Raw genomic sequence first — 19,863 nt, 5'->3', positions numbered from 1 at the left:
TTATAATAATAATAAGTTCTCTACGTTCTTTGTCGTTATTCTTTTACATTAAGGAGCAAGACCAAGTCTGCTTAACTTTGTTCTTTATTCATTCACTTTAAAATGAATGGAAAACGTTGTCCCACTGTCACCTGTGTGTATATTTATATCGGCATTATGACGTTCTGCAACACTATAACAAATAGCTAACCCCAAGCCTGTACCAGTTTCTTTTGTAGTGAAAAATGGAGTTCCTATTTTCTCTAGTACTTCCGAGCTAATTCCCATACCTTGATCACTGATTTCTAAGATGACCTCACCCCTTTTTTCATAGGTTTTTATCGTGAGCTGCCCTCCTGAATCCATCGCATCAAGTCCATTTAAGGCAATATTTAATATCATTTGCCTTATTTCCTTTTGATCAATGAAAATATGACTGCATTTATTTAATTCAAAGATAGTGAGTTTACTAGAGCGCAATGCCTCAGCCTGGATTAAAGGAGATAGGGCATTTATTATTTTATTTATACTTTGTTTCTTTTTAAGACTAACCTTATTTTTAGCTAGATTTAGAAATTCAGTAATAATTGTATTAGCTCTATTTAGTTCCTCAAGCATTAAATCAAGAATTTCTTTTGATAAACCACTGCTATTTTTTGTTAATTGTAAAAAACCATGGACTGTTGTCATTGGGTTTCGGATTTCATGAGCAATACCAGCAGCCATTTCTCCTATTAAATTTAAGCGATCTAATCGATACATTTCCTTTTCCAAATGAAGTCTTTCTGTTATATCTGTTACGACAATTAGCGTACATGGTTCATCTTGTATTTCTATCATTTCCGTGGACATTAATCCATAACGAACATCACCATTTTTGGTCTTGTAGCATATCTTTTCGTTTCGGAACGTTAGCTCTAGATCAATTTGATTTTTTTCAGAATCAACGACATAATCTAAGCCTTTGGTTTTCATTATCTCATCAAGAGAATAGCCAGTGAACATCACCCAGTTTGTATTAACATCAAGAATCGATCTGAATTTCAACGAGTAAATAGCCATTAAGCAAGGGCTGGATTCAAAGATCTTCTGGAATCTATCTTGAGAAAGATATAAATCATCCGCTATCTTTTTTCGTTCCTTGATTTCTTTTTCTAACTCTTTATTTGCTTTAATAAGTTCCAATGTACGTTTTTCTACGATGTGTTCCATATAGTTAAATTCTTGCTCTTTCAATTTTTCCATTTGCTTTCTCTCAGTAACATCACGTATTGTACATACAAATATTAGTTGATTTTCCACTATTGTTTTCCCAATTTGAATATCAGCAGGAAAGGAACAGCTATCCTTACGTATGGCATCTACCTCTATAACTTTTCCCATTGAAACTTTTATAGAAGAAAGCTTAGACTTGATAGACTCATCTTCAATCTGAAAAAGCATCATTGTATTTTTTCCAATTAATTCATTGGGGTAATACCCAAACATATTCTCTACAGCTGGGTTTACTGATAAAATATACCCCTCTTCATCAAATGTAATAATTGTGTCTAGTATTGTTTCACCTATTACTTTTGATAAAGCCTCAGATCTTTGTAAATTTATTTTCACCTGGTCTAATCTGTTATGAACTTCATTCATTTCAGCCTTTTGTTTCTTTTCATTTTCGACTATTGTTTCTTCATGATTTTGATGAAGCTGAACAAATTGTTCAATTTTCTGTCTTAGCGTTTCTGGATGAAAAGGCTTAAAAATATAATCAATTGCACCGACAGAATAGCCTTGTTTTACATGCTCTACTTCCTGACTTATAGCTGTGACGAAAATGATCGGTATATTTCTTGTTTTCTCTCGTGATTTTATAAGCTTTGCCGTTTCAAAACCGTTTAAACCAGGCATTTGAACATCTAGTAAGATAACAGCAAAATCCTGTTTCAGCATACATCTTAAGGCCTCTTTGCCTGAAGTTGCACTGACTAAATGATAGTTTGGAGATGTTAGTACTGCTTCCAATGCCAGTAGATTCTCGGGATGATCATCCACCATTAAAATATTAACCTTTCTACTAGGTTTATTATTTATATTTTCGATACAGTTTTTGCTGTCCATCAAATTCTCCGTAACAGTTCTCATAACTTGTAAATTTAATCCCCTCTCTTTTACCTAAACCAAGAAATCCCGAAACGCTCAGGCTATCATAAATCAGTTTGTGGACATCATTTTGAAGACGTTTATTAAAATAGATTAGGACATTTCGACAAATAATAATATCAAACTCGTTAAATGAATGATCCGTTACTAAATTATGCTGTGCGAACACTACATTTTTAAGAAGAAAGGGGTGAAAAAAGACCTGATCATCAACTGCCTTATAGTATTCAGAAAATGATCTTTTTCCACCTGCTTCAAAGTAATTTTTTGTATAGAGCTGCATTCCACCTATTGAAAAAATGCCGCTTTTTGCTTTCTCTAAAACATGAACATTTATATCTGTAGCAAAAATCCTCGTCTTATCATATAGTCCTTCCTCTTGTAACAAGATTGCCATTGAATAAACTTCCTCACCCGAAGAACACCCCACATGCCAGATCCGTATTTTAGGTAAATTCTTTACAATTGGGATTACATTTCTTCGGAAGCTGCTAAAAAATTGGGGATCTCTGAACATTTCTGTTACATTTATGGAAAAATCCCCGATTAGATCTTCCATCGCCTTTTTGTCTCGAAGTACACTTTCTTGTAATGCGGATATACTACTCAAATTTTCCTTTTTCACTCGTTGCACGATTCTCCTTTGAATAAAGGGAAAGGCATAGTTCCTGAAATCATAACCACAATAACGAAAAACAGCTTCTAATAGTAAATCTATTTCTATCTTCTCGACCTCATCAACCAGTAAGTTATTTTGTATTCCATTTCCTAAAATCTCCTACCCCTCCTTGCTGTACAACCATACATGCATTAACGAGAATAATTGATCTAGGTTAATCGGCTTACTAATATAATCCGTCGCTCCAACCTCTAAGCATTGCTCTCTGCTATGTTTCATCGCCTTTGCCGTTAATGCAATGATTGGTATATGATTAAATTTTTCAATTTTCCTGATCTCTCTCATTGCCTGAAACCCATCCATCTCTGGCATCATAATGTCCATTAGAACCAAATCCACATCCGGGTTATTAAGTAACTCTTCAATTCCTTCTTTTCCATTTTCCGCAATAACAATTTCCAGCTCATATTTTTCTAACGCTACTGTTAACGCATATACATTTCGAATATCATCATCAACTATAAGGATTTTCTTACCCTTTAGTAATGATTTTCCCTGTTCCTCTATATGATGGTCCATATCCCTACTCCCGTTGTTATTTACAACCATCGAGTAGTTTTCCTCACGTGTCACTGCAGCCTCTTCTCTCGAGGAACGATCAATCATCGTGTTTTTCTGTTCTTCATAAGGTAAGTATAACGTGAAGGTACTACCTTTTCCTTTCTTACTGTTCACCTCTAAAAATCCACCTAATAAGTCAGCAATATTTTTACTTATTGAAAGTCCCAGTCCAGTACCACCATATTGCCTACTCGTTGTTCCATCCGCTTGTTTAAACGCCTCAAAAATTACTTCTTGTTTTTCTTCATCAATCCCAATTCCAGTGTCAGTGACAGAAAAAGCAATCATCGATGTTACTTGGTTACTTCCTATATTAAATTGCTTTAAACTTTCTTTATTTACTTTTTGAACAGATAATAAAATGCTTCCATGCTCAGTAAATTTAAATGCATTTGATAAAAGGTTTTTTAGAATTTGATGTAATCTTTGTTCATCTGTTAAAAGAATTTCTGGTAAATCAGCATGAAACTGAATTTTAAAGTCTACGTTATTTTGACGAGAAATCGGAGAGAATTGCCCAATAATAAATTCTTTTATTGTTTGCAGTTTTACCTCCTTAGGTATCACCTCTAACTTTCCAGATTCAACTTTTGCTAAATCTAAAATGTCGTTAATGAGTTTCAATAAATCATTACCTGAGGAGAAAATCGTACGAATATACTCTTGTTGTTTAAAAGTAAGGTTACCATCACTATTTTCTGATAAGATTTTTGCTAATATTAATAAACTATTAAGTGGCGTTCTTAATTCGTGAGACATATTCGCCAAAAACTCAGATTTATATTGCGAGCTTATCTCTAGTTGTTGAGCTTTTTCTTCAAGTGCCTCTCGAATCCTTTCAACTTCTTGTTTCTTCTGCTCAGAAGTTTCATACTGTTCCTCAAGCTTTTCATTTGTCGTTCTTAATTCTTCTTGTTGTACCTGTAATTCTTCAGATTGCGCTTGGAGCTCTTCTGTAAGTGCTTGTGACTCTTGTAACAATTGATCTACTTTCATCCTGTTCATAATACTATTAATTGTAATGCCTATATTACTACTCACTTCTTCTAGAAGTTTAATATGAGAACTACTAAATACATCAAATGAGGCAACCTCTATAACTGCTAACACATTACCTTCAAATTGAACAGGCAGGATCATTATATTTTTAGGTGTTCCCTTTCCCAAACCCGAGTGTACATTTATATAATGCTCTGGAATACTCTTAAGTAAAATTGGTCGTTTTTCAGCTGCACTTTGTCCAATAAGCCCCTCTCCGAAACGAAAATACTCAAATTTATTATTTTCATCTAACAAGGCATATGAAGCCATTTTCTTTAAATACTTGTCACTATTTTTCACTTCCTTAACATAAAAAACACCTAAACTTCCTCCTACCATAGGAACAAGCTTTGTTATCAACCTTTCTGATAACATCTTGATATTTTCTACTTCAGGATACATCGTAGCTATTTCGGCAAACTTCGTTTTAAGCCAGCTATTTTCCTCTGCTTCTTCCTTTAATTTCTTTTCGAGCTTACTATGATTCTCTAAGGCAATGGCCATTTTATTAAACGCAATGGCTATTTCACCAATTTCCCCTTTTTGAGTTATTTCAATTCTAGGTAAATGATCAAAATGACTGTTTGTAGCACTTTTCATTACTGATGTAACATGATTAAGATTATTTGTCATCCGCTTGATAATCCAAATCGTGTATCCTACTCCAATAAGTAAGCCAATTGCTAAAAATATATAAATGTTTTTAACAGCCCAATTATATGTATCTCTGGATCTTAAAAGTTCATTTTTCATTTCTTGTTCTTGCAGTCCTTGAAGAAGTTCCGCAATCTGTATCATTCTCTTTCTTATAAGCTCTGCTTCATTCCATAGCGAGGAATTGACATCAGTATTTTGTGTTGATAAAAGTTGCTGAACAATCGTTAAATAAGACTCTTGTAATGTTTTATACTTTACAATTAATTCTTTGGATTTCGCTTGAGTATCTTTATCTTCAAGTTCCTCCAACGACTGCTTTAAGTTCGTCTGCGACTCTTCCCAAGCATTAAGTACTTCTCTATTGCTTGTGGATGACTGATTAATCGCAGTAAGTTCCCTTAAATGTCTACCAATATTTGCAGTCTCGTACTTAATATTTGTAGCCAAATTTATTCTATTATTTAAATCATTTACAACTACATTCATATTAACAGTTGAATTCTCAAGCATGCCCATTAATATCACAACAATGATTGAAATGAGCAGCAGTAATGACCCTATGCTCATATAAAGCTTTGTTTTAAACTTCATGTGACCTCCGATATGATTAGAAAAAATAAGATTTGAATTATTCAGATAATAACCTTTGCACTCTTACATATTTTGTTATAATCATACTTTATATGATGAAATTTCGTCTAGTGAATCTTCGAAAATTATTATATTATAGATAGCTTTTTTCTATTAAAGTATTTTTAATATTACTTTTATTTATTTCAAAATATTAATATAGCAGCTCATGAAACAAGAATGAATTCATTATTTGTTCATATAAGTTTAAAAACTTTCCTTACTTTGCTTCTATCAACAGAGTATTTATCTAACTAACCACTTACCAAAAAATTATATAAAAATAGTTAATTGAAATAATTTGTAATTTTTTACAAAAGCGGTAAAAACACTCTGTAATCCTTCAAATAATCTTAGCGACCAAATAAACACCCCCTTTTCGTAAGGGGGTGTTCTTCTCTCTTAAACTACCTGACGCTCCCAATGCCGTTGAACCGAAACAGCTTTTATAAACTCCTTGGCAAACCATTCCATATCATCTGACATCACACCACCAGCAGCATCACCTATATTAATGACTTCCAACCATTTCTTTCCTTCATGTGTAGTACCAATCGTCTTATAGTGAAAAAATGCTTCAAAGATAAAATGTGCTGCCTGAACATTGGACGATTTATTTTTCCGGCTTCCTCTTACCATATAAACCGCTTCAAGTAATACTGACTTTTTCGTCAATAAGTTATGGTAAACAGCAAAATCGTACGAGAGCCCAGCTTCTTCTACAAATACTAATTAATCGAGATGGGCTTACGCATTATAATAAGGTGGAATACGAAGCCATTCCCGCTGATCCAAATACTGTTTGACAACTAAACCTGCCATGGTCTTTTTGTAAATGATTTTTGAGAAAATCAAACCAACATCGGCACGGATTGACTCTGAAAGTCCTTTAGCTGCGACAGTTACCCCTTGGGCAAGATTGTAGGACATTAAATTAGCCAATTCTTCATCGTTTAATTTTGCCCCCTCTGGTATATTCCGAAATTCGCCTATTGGTTTTTCTGAAGTTGAATTAGGTAGTGGGACACCTTCCTTCCTTAAAAACTCACTAAGTTCGTCTCTAAGCGGGATATGTACCGTTTCTCTTGTATCCTTCAATATTCTTTTCAATTCAGGATCTTGAGCTAAGTTAATACCCAGCTCTTCGTTGCGTAATGTTGTTTCAGTACCTAAAAGAAAAAACCAAAGATTTGATACTTCCATCACATTCAATGGTCTTTTTTCTCCGTCCAAAAAAGGTTCAAATGCATCATGAATCACTTCAAAAAATCTCATATATAAAATCTCCACCAATCCATGGATATAATTCGATATGGTGGTATTTTTTCCAATTTATTAGAAAAAATGCTAATAAAAATAACTTTCTACTATTTTTTCAGCAGTCCGTACAGCTAATGCTTGTGTTGTAAGAGTTGGATTTGCTCCACCCAAACCATTGAAATGGACACTGTTATCCGCAATATATAACTGTTTCACTTGCAAAGCTTCACAATTATCATCAACTACATATCCTATTCTCATCGTACTTTCTATATGAATCATCATGCCGGGCGGCCAATCTGACCATATTATTTTTTTGGCACCTGCTTTTCTTAAAAGGTCAGCTGATAATTTCATTAACTCTTTACGCCTTTTGCTAGATCTTTTAGTCGGAATGTATTTTACTATAGGGATTGGTCCATTTTCATCACTAATCGCCGGATTTACAGTAACTCCGTTTTGCTGATCCACATCATCGTCAGTAGATACCAAAATACTTAAGGATCTAGGGTAGGCTTCCATCCACTCTTTTATTTCAAACCCGAAAGGAACCCCCTTCACATCCCATGGATCACCAGGTTTAGGAGTATGTAAAAAGGAGTATCCAGATTCACTTATTCCATAAAAAGATGCAGTTAAACCCGGACTCATCCCTACCGACTGCAATGCTCCCAATCCGGGATAGTCCACCCTTGCCCCACATGTATTTCCCACAAAAGGATTAAGATCTGTCTGGCCAACAATAGAAATTAAATCTCTTTCATCAAAGATTCCCGTTACCCAGTCCATATAATGATTGACTAACCCCCTCCCTACCCAGGGATTTTCCGGCAACCCTGAATTTATCCAAAGACGCGGACTTTCAATACTTCCGGAAGCCATGACGACGATTTTCGCTCTTACTATTTCCTGTTCACCCGTCCACGTGTTCCTTACTATTACACCATTGACCCTAATTCCATAGGTACTATCCTTTTCCGTTAAAATTTTAACTGCAAATGCATTAGGACGTATCCTAACATTCCCTGTTTTTAAAGCTAATGGAACATAGCTGACATTGGTTGACCGTTTTGCTATCTTTTCCACGGATGGCCCGTGTGGACAGCCGTTGATACAGTGCCCTGCAAGTGTACACCCTTCCATCCAAGATAGATGTTCATCAGAAATGTTGGGATTATTTATATGTTCATTTGGAGGTAAAATGGCATTAGGCTGTGGTCTATACCCAGGAATTGTCACATCTAGCGTAGGATTCATTGGCAATCCCAGCTTTTGTGCTCCATAATAAAATAGTTCCTCTTTGGCAGTTACAGCAGCGAAATTTACCGGCAACTCAGCCTCAACCTTTTCATAATATGGAATAAGTTCACGATAAGAAAGAGGCCACCTATCATCAACTGCGATCGGATATGCCCTAGGACAATTAGCCGTATAGGTTTGTGTCGTTCCCCCGACACCAGCACATTGCCAAATCATCCCCTTCTGTTTCGAACTCCTAAACCATTGTGAACGATTTCGGTCAGCAGGACCCCAACGAAATCTTCCAGACACCAAATCGTTCATATTCATTTCATACCTATCTATCAATTGCTTATATAAAACTACATCCAAATCAGTTGCTGTAGAGCTATCTGTATCTCCGGGTGCTCCATTCGGATTGGACCACTTTTTGTTCCCGTACCAAGGACCCGCCTCCAGAACTAAAACTTTTAACCCTTTCCCCCCCAATTCTTTTGCAATAACAGCCCCACCACCACCTGCTCCAATAACAATCACATCTTGATAGTCCATTATTCAATCTCCTTTTTATGTGTCATATACGCTAGGAAACCACGAAAATCACGGTATGCAAAAGATGGTCCAGGATATTTGGTCAGCATCCATCCAGGCGGAAAATATTCTAACCTTCTCAGATTTGGAGGACATTGACTTGTTGTTCCGTACCCTGTCCATTCTGAATAGAAGCCAAACATTGTAAGTTGATTTAGTACATCGACCATTTGGCGAATGAGATCCGGATTATTATGATAAGGCGGGCTTAAATTGTTACCATTAATTTCAAGATTCTCAATAAGGGTAAGTGTTTTAATTCGGTCAAAGGGCGATAACTTGGAGAACAGTCCGCCATGAGGGAAGCTTATAAGATTTAGGGGGTATACATTTTGACAGGTTTGAATCAATTGAAATGCTCCAAGATCCAATAACTCAGCGGTAGATAGTGCCATTGATCTCACATCCAAATTCTTTTTTACAGGATAAGATATAGAATGGTTCAATATCCAAATGACATATTTGTAAACTTTATATTCCATTGCTCCGGGTGTTTGAACAGATCCTAATAAACGTATCATATAAGATGTTGATGGAATAATCGCCTGCACAAGTGCCTGAAATGTGGATTTTATATAACAATTAATAATTCTCTCACTTCCTTTATTCCTCATTGTGCACCCCTTTTCAATGATTCCTTACCACCTAAATATTATTTCTAACTTCATTTATCTATGTCAGGAGTTTTTATGTTTTTTCCTTTAAAGGCTACTTTAATAAGAAAAAAGACGCTCGACTATCAACGCTACAGAAAAGGTTAAATTATTAACAGCTATGTTGAACTTTTGCATAAAAGTCAAAAGGACCCCTATTTTTATTAAAAAGGTCCTTTTTTATCTTCATTTTCCCAGCTGTTTTAAGAGGCTATTCACTTTTAATGCTTCAAGCTCTTGTTTATGAAATCCCTTCACAATTAACCAGAGCGCTAAACTCATCTCATATATAACCACAGGTAGTGCGATAATCCCTTTTGCTGTAGATAAGGGTTCTACCACACCAAACATTTCCAATAATCCAGCTGTGAATACTGAAACAGAGGTCATCATGCCAAAAGCAGCTAAAGGTTTAGGCACTAGATTGGTTTTAAAAAATAAATAACTATACATAAATGTATTTAAGCCTAACATAAGATTTGGACCTAACATAAAATGCTTTAATCTATATTGAAAACAATATACAACAACCTATATCATTGGAATCTGTATCTAACCTTCAATTTGTCCAAATACTATTTTCATAGACTGTTTTCTGCCATGATGTAATTATAAAACCAGCTTATTAACCAACCCTTTTGGCAAAATCTTAATTTTCCCATATGGACAAAAAAGCACCTTTTCTAAGATGCTTTTTCTTACTCAGAAAACATCATATAATTGATTTCCTACTCCAGGTCCATTTATTTTTCCTCCAATGCCTTTTCACCTCTCAATCAGGAAAAAAGTAATACTAATCCAATCTACTATTAAGTTTTATAGGCATTTTTCCCCACTTTTAATGGTATCGCTTTCATTAAATACCCTCATATTTTACTAGAATAATATTCTTTATAATTAGAATTTCCCCCATTTTATAAAAATTCAGTTTTTTGACAAAACAAGACCATGAAATATATTATATTAATAGAACAAAGGAGGTAGTAAAATGTCAGACCTAAATAAACAGAAAATTGTGGAAAGTGTCCCGCAAAAAGGATTCTTTGGACATCCTAAAGGACTATTCACTCTTTTCTTTACAGAGTTCTGGGAGCGTTTCTCTTATTATGGAATGAGAGCTATTCTCGTTTTCTATATGTACTATGAAGTGTCAAAAGGCGGATTAGGCCTTGAAGAAAGCACCGCTTTAGCAATTATGTCTATTTATGGATCACTTGTTTATATGTCAGGAATTATTGGCGGATGGCTTGCTGACCGGATATTCGGAACATCAAAAGCCATTTTTTACGGTGGAATATTCATTATGCTTGGCCATATTGCATTAGCAATACCTGGAAGTTTATCTATGTTCTTCGTTTCCATGGTCTTAATTGTAATTGGTACAGGCCTATTAAAGCCAAATGTTTCAAGTGTTGTTGGTGATATTTACAGCGAAACTGATAATCGTCGTGATGCCGGTTTTAGTATTTTTTACATGGGTATTAACTTTGGAGGATTCCTGGCTCCACTAATTGTTGGTGAAGTTGGAATGAAGCATGACTTCCACTTAGGTTTCGGAATAGCAGCAGTTGGTATGTTCTTTGGATTACTATTGTTTGTTTTGACAAAGAAGAAGAACCTCGGTTTGGCTGGTACAGTTGTTCCTAACCCTCTGTCACCAAATGAAAAGAAAAAAGTTTTTACAACGATAGGATTAGGTGCTGTTATATTAGCTATTCTCATTGCTGTCACAATTTCAATGGGTATCCTTACAATTGATACATTTGTTGCTCTTATTGGTATTTTAGGGATTCTAATTCCAACAATCTATTTCATTGTGATGTACCGCAGTCCTAAAACTACAGCTACTGAGCGTTCTAGAATTATCGCTTATATTCCTTTATTTATTGCGGCTGTTATGTTCTGGGCTATCCAGGAACAAGGATCAACTATTCTTGCACATTATGCAGATAAACGTACTAATTTAGAGTTTTTAGGATTCACGATTTCACCAGCTTGGTTTCAATCATTAAATCCATTATTTATTATCATTTTGGCACCAGTTTTCGCCGGACTATGGGTAAAGCTTGGGGATCGCCAGCCAACAGTTTCTCAAAAATTCTCTCTTGGGTTATTGTTTGCCGGTTTATCCTTTATTGTCATCCTTGTACCAGGAGCTTTAACTGGGGAAGGTGAATTAGTTAGCCCATTATGGCTTGTTCTAAGTTATTTCATTGTTGTACTAGGTGAGCTTTGCTTATCACCTGTAGGGCTGTCAGCTACTACAAAATTAGCTCCTAATGCCTTTTCAGCACAGACGATGAGTTTATGGTTCTTATCAAGTGCAGCGGCTCAAGCCATCAACGCACAAATTGTAGGTTTCTATACACCTGAAACAGAGAACCTTTACTTTGGTACGATTGGAGGAGCTGCAATCGTTCTTGCCATCATCCTTTTCCTCCTCTCGCCAAAAATTCAGGTATTTATGAAAGGCGTACGTTAATTGTTGAAATGAACTATTAAAAACTAAAACAGGGTGCAGCTCTCAATGAACTGCACCCCTGTTTTAGTTATTTACTTTGTTGTTGAGTTTTGCGTGGTTTTGGCTTGAAATATAAACCAAGCTCTTTTTTCTCTTTAGTTAAAGAACGATACAGAGAAACCACCATTAAAACCATAATAATTGAAAACGGAAAGGCCGCAATAACTAATGAATTTTGTAGTGCTTGTAAACCACCGCTATATAAAAGAATTAATGCTACAGTAGATTGAGCAACTCCCCATGTTAATTTGACTGAATTTGGCGGAGTTAGTGAACCATTCGTTGTTTGCATTCCAAGCACAAATGTTGCCGAGTCTGCAGATGTGATAAAAAACGTACAAACCAGAGCTATTGCTACAACTGAAAGAACCGTTGACCATGGCATCTGACTAAATATCGCAAATAAGACTTCTTCAGTAGCAAAACTTGTTAAATCAATATCCCCTGCATTTTGAATTTCAATTGCTGAAGATCCAAAAACCGCAAACCATATAAAGCTTACAAGTGCTGGCGCTAATAAAACTCCAATAATAAATTCTCGAATTGTTCTCCCTCTCGATACTCGAGCAATAAAGATTCCCACAAAAGGAGACCATGAGATCCACCATGCCCAATAGAAGATCGTCCAACCATTAATCCAAGAGCGATGATCCTCATTTAAAGGAGCAATTCTAAAACTCATCTGTACTATATTTTGTATATATCCGCCAATTGTGTCAGTGAACATGTTTAATATAAGGATTGTCGGACCTACAATGAACATTAAAATAAATAATGCAATCGCTAAAATCATATTTGTGTTACTTAGGTATTTTATTCCTTTTCCTAAACCAGACCATGCTGATACCATAAAAAGGACTGTAACAACCGAAATGATTATAAATTGAACGGTGAAATTATTAGGTATTCCCCATAAGAAAGATAAACCACCATTAATTTGAGCAGCCCCAAACCCTAAGGTTGTTGCAACTCCAACAACTGTTGCAAAAACGGCAAGTACGTCTACAACTGTTCCCCATGGTCCTTCCATGCTTTTCCCTAAAACCGGCTTTAACGTTGCCGAAATGAGACCAGGTTCATTTTTACGAAATTGAAAGTAAGCTAAAGCAAGAGCTACTATTGCATAAATGGCCCAAGCATGAATACCCCAGTGAAAAAAGGTGTATCTCATTGCCTCTTTATGAGCTTCAGCTGTCCCACCCTCAGCTAATGGAGGGTTCATAAAGTGTGATAGAGGTTCTGCAGCTCCCCAGAATACAAGACCAATCCCCATACCAGCACTAAATAGCATGGCAAACCAGGTGCCATTTGAAAACTCTGGTTTCTCATCAGGTTTTCCCAGTTTAATTGTTCCAACAGGACTAAAAATAAGAAATAGACAAAATACAACAATGATTGTCACTAAAATTAAATAATACCATCCAAAGGCTGTAGTCATAAAAGACTGGATATTGGCAGTAGCTTCTTCAAAAGTTTCTGGTGCTGACACACCAAATATAACTGCTGCAAAGACAATGGCGACAGTTATCCAAAAGACGTTTGATACATTTTTCATCGAATGTTCCTTTCTTCTTAAAGGAATCTTTTATCAAGGCTGTTTTCACAAACTTTGTTGCTTTGTAATAAGTATTTGTTTTAAGTTTTTTGTTATAAATGTTGAGAATATTAGTTCAAGTTCTAGTATGTTTGTCTCCACCGATGTGCTCACCACATCACATACATATATAACCTGTTTCACCAATTTCATAGTAGGCTTGTTCTATCTATTCAAATCAACCGGATAATTATTTGTTCAAAGAACTTATTAAAAAACAACAAATCTTCAAGAAAAGTACTTTCATCAAAGTAATTTCTCTAAGCAATTCTGATTACAAATCATGACGAAAACTACCCTATAACAAAATTCCTTTCCTTTTTATTTTTTTGCTGTCTGATTTGCCGAAAATGAAGCAAGACACATAGTGTGATAGGATTTGCCTTACATGTTTACTAGAATAATTTATTCTAAAATCCTTAACACTCTACATTAAAAAAATCCTACATTTGTCGACAAATATTACTTGACTAATTTATTTTACCATAAATCGAATGTTTTTTCTGCTTTAAACTGCTTTAAATACAAATTGGATTCAATCCATAATGATTTCGACTACACAAACTACGCTCAATTTTAAAAGTCCTCTTCGACTTTAATAGCTTCTGATTACCCTTTTAACAGCAAAAAATAGTAATAAACAGTACCTCAGATTACAAGACACTTCCTATGAATATATATAAAAATGGAGGGACGGTTCTTATGTTTCATCTTCGAAATTGAAACATAGAACCGCCCCTTTACCACTATTCTGTAATTAAACCATAAGCAGAAATTTTCTTGATTCTACGAGATACCAACATCGAGACAATATAGGCTAAAATAAGGATGCCTGCACAAGGCATTAGAATAATTGGTAAATGAATAATAAAATCCAAACGTTTAACACCTGCGCTTGATAGTAAAACGGAGAGCATAGGGTTAGTGAAATAAAATCCCAGCACACCACCAATTGCAACACCTGTAATGATCACAGGTAGAAAACTGATAGATATTTGATTCATCAGTTGAAACGTTGAATAACCGATTGCTCTCATGACCCCAAATTCTTTATTGCGTTTAATAATCATCGTCTTAATAACCAGATACAAAATCATCACAACAACTAAAACTGTAATGGTCAGGACCATCATCATAACTGCAAACACAGCAGCTGTATACATACCTGTTTGGCTCGCGATATTTTCATCAATATCTAACATTTCAACTATTGAACCCCCGTATTGATTCTGGGCAATTTCAATAAAGTCATTGTTCGATATACCATCTAAATAAACATAAAGAGACGTAGCTTTATAGTCTGGTTGTAACTGTTGAATTCCATCCATTGTTACCGCGGCTACCTGCCCCAAGTTACCAATCGATTGACTTAGACCAGTAACCAAATACCTGCTTGTTTCATTTCCATATGCGACCTCAACTGTATCACCAATTCCTTTATTGATTCTACTTGATACAACCCATGAGATGGATATTTCATTTTCATGCTTTGGTTGCCGCCCTTCATAGACAATATTATTTTCTAATTGATTATAATGATCTGTAACGTTTGTATATACGGTTTGATCATCAATTTTTGTTTCGATTAAGTCGAATATATTGACCTTCCTTACATGATCCATTTGTTCAATGTCACTTAAGAGTTTTCTTACATCTGCATCAGGCATAACAGTAACCATTACATTTGCCGGTTCTGAGCCGAATAAGTTAACAAATGCGGTTTTGTCGGAAGCAATGTTGTAATACAATACTGCTGAAAAGACGGAAGCAAAAGTGATTGCAACAATAATGAAAAGAATCATCATATTTTGTTTTGCATTTACAAGCATCGATTTCATTGAAAGTAAGAAATGAAGGCCACCTCTCGCTTTCTCCAAAGGAAAGTGATTTTTCCTAAAGCTGTGAGTTTGAATACCTCCACGAAGTGCTGAAACAGGCAGAATTTTACGAACACGAAAGGCAGATAGCAAGGTAACGATAACAACACAAAAAACAACAATGATGATACTAACTAAATTGATGATGATATCAAATCTTTGAACCCATATTAAACCCGAAAAGGATGAAATAATACCTCCAAACAATGGCATTAGTACATATGACAAGGCAATTCCTGCACCACTCGCACAAAGAACGATGAAGATAAACTGCAGAATAATAGATAAGAGAATTTGCCAACTTGTATAGCCAATTGCCTTCAGAATTCCGATATTGGCCATTCCATCTTCTATGCTATTTGAAACTCGGAATCGAATGACAATTAATGATACAAGGACGATAATGGCTGCAAATGCTACTAATATAGTAGCTATAAAGTTAATGGTCAAGGTACTTACATTTTTCACTAATTCTATATCTAATCCCATAATATAAGAAGCTGTATTATTTACTTGTGATTGCTGAACTTCCTGTATGAAATCATTGTTTAGCTTCGAAGATTGTGTTTTATCTTCCATAATGGCAGATAATATCGACGCTTTTGATCGATTATCTAACTCTTCTTTTAATTTCTGGTAGGTGTTTTCAGGTAACATAAATTTCATAACTCCAACATTATTCGTCCCCATCATCGTAGTTTCAAAGAATCCGGAAATTCGATATTCATAGTCCTGATCCCGATATGTGAGGGTAATGTGATCCCCTAGCTTATACCCCCCATTTGTTTTAAAACTGTAAGGAACAAAAATATCATTGTTGCTTGATTTATTTAGTTTTTCAATCAAATTTAACGGTCCAATTGTACGCTTTGCATCGGCATTAAAAATAACCGCACCACTAGTTAATTCACCATTCCCAAATTTAATATTAGCAATGTCCATATGGATAACATTTTCTACTTCTGTCTCAATTACCCCGGGATAGTCTTCTAAAAACTCCCCATATGCTGGTTGATAACTATCCTGATCCATGACAAATGTGGCATGCGAGTCATGTAATTGTTCGTTTTTTTGATCAAAAAATGTACTTAATTGAGTAATAACCATTAGTCCTATATTAAGTAAAAGCGAAGCAATTAAAATAAAGATAAATAATGAAACCGTAGCAGATTTACTTTTTCTAATGTTCGCCATAGCCAGATTCATTATCTTCACCTTACCACCCCATTTCCGCAAGGAAGTGTTTGAGCTTTTCATGGCGCTCAACATTCTCATTCTCACTGTAGACACCTAGCTGCAAGTCACCGCAAATGATGCCATCTTTCAAATAGATGACTCGATTTCCCCGCAATGCAGTTTTCACATCATGAGTTACCAAAACAATACTTTGCCCATTATGATTTACATTCGTAAATACATCTAAAACTCGATCACTTGATGAGGAGTTTAGCGCTCCAGTTGGTTCATCTGCAAATACTACTTTTGGGCTGTTCATGATCGCTCTAACAATCCCAACTCGTTGTGCCTCACCACCGGAAAGCTGTGTTGGAAATTTGGACCAAGAGCTTTCTTCGATTTCTACTTTTAGTAATAGGTCTTTCGCCTTTTTAACGAGTTCCCCCTTATTTTTATTTACTAAGAGACCACTTGCCAGCACATTATCAAGTACGCTCATATTGTCCAGTAAATAAATTTGTTGAAAGACAAATCCACAATGATTTCTTCTAAAAATCGCTAGTTGATCGTTGTTTAATTTAGATATATTTTTCCCATCAAAGTCAATTTCACCTAATGTTGGTTTATCCATCCCACTAATGGCGTAAAGGAGAGTGGATTTCCCAGATCCTGAACTCCCCATTATGATGGTAAAATCCCCTTCGACTAAACTGATATCCATGTTTTTTAAAACATGCTGCTGAATTCCACCGCTGGAGAAGGTTTTACACAGTTTCTCCGTTCTAATAATTGTTTTTGTCATATTTGTTGGCAACTCCCTTTATTTCAAGTTTTTTAGGCTGTTTTCGCATACTTTGTTGTTTTTAATGCAGTGTTATAGTTGAAAATTAGTTCGTTCCATTGCGCTGCAGACACTCGATGCACCGGGGAGGAAGCCGAGCCTCCTCAGCTTCGCCTGCGGGGTCTCGCCCTTTCCTCACTTCCCGCAGGAGTCGAGTGTCTTCCGCTCCATTCCACTATAGAGTTTAAATATTATTCAAAAGCAACAATCTTTTAGGAAACAACCTTTTTTTAAAAATAGAAAAAAGACTGTAAAGAAGCTTACAGTCTTATCATACAAAATGAGTTCTTATTAAATCTTTGTGCAATTCTTAACCAATTCTTAAATTTAAGCTAGCTTGTTTTTCAAGACTACTGTAAAACCATCTTTTCGGTTGTAACAGCTAATTTGGCCATGCATATTTTCCATGAAGTACTTTGAAATATATAGCCCAAGTCCTGAACCATTCATGCCTTTCACATTTTTCCCTCGATAATATTTATTGAACAGCAGAGGTAATTCTTCTTCACTAATTCCTAATCCGTAGTCTATGATATGAAGTTCAAGAAAATCCTGATAGATTTGAGACTTAATCGTGATCTTTGTGCCTGCATATTTATATGAATTACTTATAATATTGTCTATTACCTGCTGAATACGTAAAGGATCCGTTAAAATCATACATTGTGGAATTGGATCATAGACAATTTGATCATTATAATTAACATTCTCAATCATATCATCAAGTACTTTGCTCGACACTTCGGTTACCGCTAATTTTAATTGTTGCAGTTCTTCTAATGTAGCATGAAACATATCCGTAACAAGTAAATCAATTTGCTCTGCTTTCGAGAAGATAGTATTTACTTGCTTTATCACCTTATCGTCTTTTGCCTGCATGAGCATTAATTCGCTAATCGCTTTGATCGAAGCGACTGGTGTTTTAATATCATGACTTAAAGTGGCCACAAGCTCTTTCTTACTACGATTGGATTCATATTCTCTTTGGCGCGCACTCCCTAGTTCATCACGCAATAAATCAAAACTTTCCGTGAACGCACCAAAGTTATTATTCTTATCCATATTCAAAGGAATATCCAAATTACCTCTAGCCACATTCGCTGCAAAATGTTGAAGCTGCTGAAACGGCTTTAAAATCGTTCTATATAGATAAAGAATATAAAGAATACTAGCGATCATTAATATACCCAATATCAAACTTACGGATATGACCAGTTCAGTTTTCATTTGTTGCACGATTTCCTGCTCGTTATTGTAGATAATTATTTTCCCTGTAATCTCATTATTTTGCTTCAAATCTATAATTGTATCTTTATTTTTAATGGACTCATATAAATCGATAAAATGATTACCTGGTGTTTGATAAATCAAGTTTCCCGAATGATCAATAATAGAAAACGGTTGTTTTATATCACTGTCTTTAAACGTTTCTTCACTAATTTGTCCCCAATTTTTCTCGACCATTTTAACTACGTCATTTATGGCAACAAGGTCTACTTCTACTATATGTTTATTTGTAATAACAATAACGGAGAGAACAATACTTGCACTAAAAGCAACCAGAATTGTTACAATTAGTAATTTCAATCTCATTGGTTGCTATCCTCTAAAACATATCCGGTTCCCCATATGGTTTTAATTAATTGCGGGTTCTTTGGATTATTTTCAATTTTTTCACGTAAATGCCGAATATGTACATTTAGGGTTCCATCTCCTACAAAAGAATCTCCCCAAACATTTTGAAACAGTTCATCTTTTGTGATAATTCGATTTTTATTCTTTACCAAATAAGACAGAAGTTTATATTCCATTGCTTTTAATTGAATAACAGTACCATTTACTCGTACACGGTGCAGCTTTGTGTCAATATGGATCTGTCCAAACTCAAGCATTTCTTGTTGGTTGCTAGAACCACTTCCAACTCTTTTGAGTACTGCTTTTACTTTTGCCAGTAAGATACTTAATGTATAGGGCTTTTGAATGTAATCATCTCCACCAATATTTAGTGCAATCAAAACATCGTCATCACTGGAGCGGGCACTTATAAATATAATCGGAACCTGTGTTGTGCGGCGCAATTTTTTACATAATTCAAATCCGGAAGAATCCCCAAGATTAATATCAAGAAGAATCAATGATGGTTTGTGTTCCTCCAGAAAATGTTCACACTCTTCCGCACTTGTCACAAAAGCCGTTTTGACTTCAAACATATTAAAATACTCACAAGTTGTTTCAGCTAAAGCAAGCTCATCATCAACAATCAAGCAATCTAATTTCATCTTAAATCTCCTAGAAAAAGATTTTCCTAGTTCGTTAACAGGATAGTTAAATTATACATTATATTATAGAAATAAGTGTAAATTCTTGGAATAGCCGAGTGGATGTCCATAATTAAACCAGCTAAAGAGCTTTT

Annotated in this window: 14 protein-coding genes; 1 reads left to right on the top strand and 13 read right to left on the bottom strand. The window is 35.2% G+C overall.

Annotated elements, in window-relative coordinates:
* Positions 1–84 precede the first annotated feature (84 nt).
* The 8 genes from HWV59_RS03435 to HWV59_RS03400 form a co-directional block, all read right to left on the bottom strand.
* On the bottom strand, positions 85–2,088 hold the full coding sequence (locus HWV59_RS03435; protein ID WP_175638066.1) for a PAS domain S-box protein: 2,004 nt from the start codon (positions 2,086–2,088) through the stop codon (positions 85–87).
* A complete protein-coding gene (locus HWV59_RS03430) occupies positions 2,054–2,890 on the bottom strand; it encodes a CheR family methyltransferase (protein WP_407941610.1) in 837 nt (278 codons plus the stop codon). Before HWV59_RS03430 ends, HWV59_RS03435 begins: the two co-directional genes overlap by 35 nt.
* Before the next feature lie 18 nt (positions 2,891–2,908).
* Entirely contained in the window at positions 2,909–5,659 is a 2,751-nt protein-coding gene (locus tag HWV59_RS03425; protein ID WP_175638065.1) for an ATP-binding protein, read from the bottom strand.
* Positions 5,660–6,100: 441 nt separating this feature from the next.
* Positions 6,101–6,337: a hypothetical protein gene (locus tag HWV59_RS03420; protein ID WP_175638064.1), complete on the bottom strand. Its 237-nt coding sequence runs from the start codon at positions 6,335–6,337 to the stop codon at positions 6,101–6,103.
* 108 nt (positions 6,338–6,445) lie between these two features.
* Entirely contained in the window at positions 6,446–6,973 is a 528-nt protein-coding gene (locus HWV59_RS03415; protein ID WP_175638063.1) for a DUF3231 family protein, read from the bottom strand.
* A gap of 72 nt (positions 6,974–7,045) precedes the next feature.
* Positions 7,046–8,749 (bottom strand): GMC family oxidoreductase N-terminal domain-containing protein, encoded by a 1,704-nt coding sequence (locus HWV59_RS03410; protein ID WP_175638062.1) that lies wholly within the window; start codon positions 8,747–8,749, stop codon positions 7,046–7,048.
* The gene (locus tag HWV59_RS03405; protein WP_175638061.1) at positions 8,749–9,402 is read right to left on the bottom strand and encodes a hypothetical protein; all 654 of its coding nucleotides are present in this window, start codon (positions 9,400–9,402) and stop codon (positions 8,749–8,751) included. The genes HWV59_RS03410 and HWV59_RS03405 overlap by 1 nt, the downstream gene beginning before the upstream one ends.
* A gap of 225 nt (positions 9,403–9,627) precedes the next feature.
* Positions 9,628–9,915, bottom strand: a complete 288-nt coding sequence (locus tag HWV59_RS03400; protein WP_235991656.1) for a DUF4386 domain-containing protein — start codon at positions 9,913–9,915, stop codon at positions 9,628–9,630.
* A 514-nt stretch (positions 9,916–10,429) separates the two neighbouring features.
* Between HWV59_RS03400 and HWV59_RS03395 the strand changes: the two genes are divergently transcribed.
* Complete coding sequence (locus tag HWV59_RS03395) at positions 10,430–11,923, top strand: peptide MFS transporter (protein ID WP_175638059.1); 1,494 nt, start codon at positions 10,430–10,432, stop codon at positions 11,921–11,923.
* A 67-nt stretch (positions 11,924–11,990) separates the two neighbouring features.
* Here the strand turns inward: HWV59_RS03395 and HWV59_RS03390 are convergent, their stop codons facing one another.
* From HWV59_RS03390 to HWV59_RS03370, 5 genes are all read right to left on the bottom strand, one after another.
* Positions 11,991–13,517, bottom strand: a complete 1,527-nt coding sequence (locus HWV59_RS03390) for a glycine betaine uptake BCCT transporter (RefSeq protein WP_175638058.1) — start codon at positions 13,515–13,517, stop codon at positions 11,991–11,993.
* 785 nt (positions 13,518–14,302) lie between these two features.
* Positions 14,303–16,639, bottom strand: coding sequence for an ABC transporter permease (locus HWV59_RS03385; protein ID WP_235991790.1), 2,337 nt, complete (start codon positions 16,637–16,639; stop codon positions 14,303–14,305).
* Positions 16,640–16,649: 10 nt separating this feature from the next.
* Positions 16,650–17,411, bottom strand: coding sequence for an ABC transporter ATP-binding protein (locus HWV59_RS03380; RefSeq protein WP_175638057.1), 762 nt, complete (start codon positions 17,409–17,411; stop codon positions 16,650–16,652).
* 366 nt (positions 17,412–17,777) lie between these two features.
* Positions 17,778–19,043 (bottom strand): HAMP domain-containing sensor histidine kinase, encoded by a 1,266-nt coding sequence (locus tag HWV59_RS03375; protein ID WP_175638056.1) that lies wholly within the window; start codon positions 19,041–19,043, stop codon positions 17,778–17,780.
* A complete protein-coding gene (locus tag HWV59_RS03370; RefSeq protein ID WP_175638055.1) occupies positions 19,040–19,729 on the bottom strand; it encodes a response regulator transcription factor in 690 nt (229 codons plus the stop codon). The genes HWV59_RS03375 and HWV59_RS03370 overlap by 4 nt, the downstream gene beginning before the upstream one ends.
* Between the last annotated feature and the right edge of the window lie 134 nt (positions 19,730–19,863).

Source organism: Metabacillus schmidteae (assembly GCF_903166545.1).
GTDB lineage: Bacteria > Bacillota > Bacilli > Bacillales > Bacillaceae > Metabacillus > Metabacillus schmidteae.
The sequence above is the reverse complement of the archived record's forward strand: the minus strand, read 5'-3'. Positions and strand labels throughout refer to the sequence as shown.

What these genes read in the sequence shown, in the direction of transcription:
- HWV59_RS03410 (WP_175638062.1), bottom strand. Translation starts at nt 8,749, where the DNA reads ATGGACTATCAAGATGTGATTGTTATTGGAGCAGGTGGTGGTGGGGCT.
- HWV59_RS03390 (WP_175638058.1), bottom strand. Translation starts at nt 13,517, where the DNA reads ATGAAAAATGTATCAAACGTCTTTTGGATAACTGTCGCCATTGTCTTT.
- HWV59_RS03375 (WP_175638056.1), bottom strand. Translation starts at nt 19,043, where the DNA reads ATGAGATTGAAATTACTAATTGTAACAATTCTGGTTGCTTTTAGTGCA.
- HWV59_RS03400 (WP_235991656.1), bottom strand. Translation starts at nt 9,915, where the DNA reads ATGTTAGGCTTAAATACATTTATGTATAGTTATTTATTTTTTAAAACC.
- HWV59_RS03370 (WP_175638055.1), bottom strand. Translation starts at nt 19,729, where the DNA reads ATGAAATTAGATTGCTTGATTGTTGATGATGAGCTTGCTTTAGCTGAA.
- HWV59_RS03405 (WP_175638061.1), bottom strand. Translation starts at nt 9,402, where the DNA reads ATGAGGAATAAAGGAAGTGAGAGAATTATTAATTGTTATATAAAATCC.
- HWV59_RS03385 (WP_235991790.1), bottom strand. Translation starts at nt 16,639, where the DNA reads ATGAATCTGGCTATGGCGAACATTAGAAAAAGTAAATCTGCTACGGTT.
- HWV59_RS03415 (WP_175638063.1), bottom strand. Translation starts at nt 6,973, where the DNA reads ATGAGATTTTTTGAAGTGATTCATGATGCATTTGAACCTTTTTTGGAC.
- HWV59_RS03435 (WP_175638066.1), bottom strand. Translation starts at nt 2,088, where the DNA reads ATGGACAGCAAAAACTGTATCGAAAATATAAATAATAAACCTAGTAGA.
- HWV59_RS03420 (WP_175638064.1), bottom strand. Translation starts at nt 6,337, where the DNA reads ATGGTAAGAGGAAGCCGGAAAAATAAATCGTCCAATGTTCAGGCAGCA.
- HWV59_RS03395 (WP_175638059.1), top strand. Translation starts at nt 10,430, where the DNA reads ATGTCAGACCTAAATAAACAGAAAATTGTGGAAAGTGTCCCGCAAAAA.
- HWV59_RS03380 (WP_175638057.1), bottom strand. Translation starts at nt 17,411, where the DNA reads ATGACAAAAACAATTATTAGAACGGAGAAACTGTGTAAAACCTTCTCC.
- HWV59_RS03425 (WP_175638065.1), bottom strand. Translation starts at nt 5,659, where the DNA reads ATGAAGTTTAAAACAAAGCTTTATATGAGCATAGGGTCATTACTGCTG.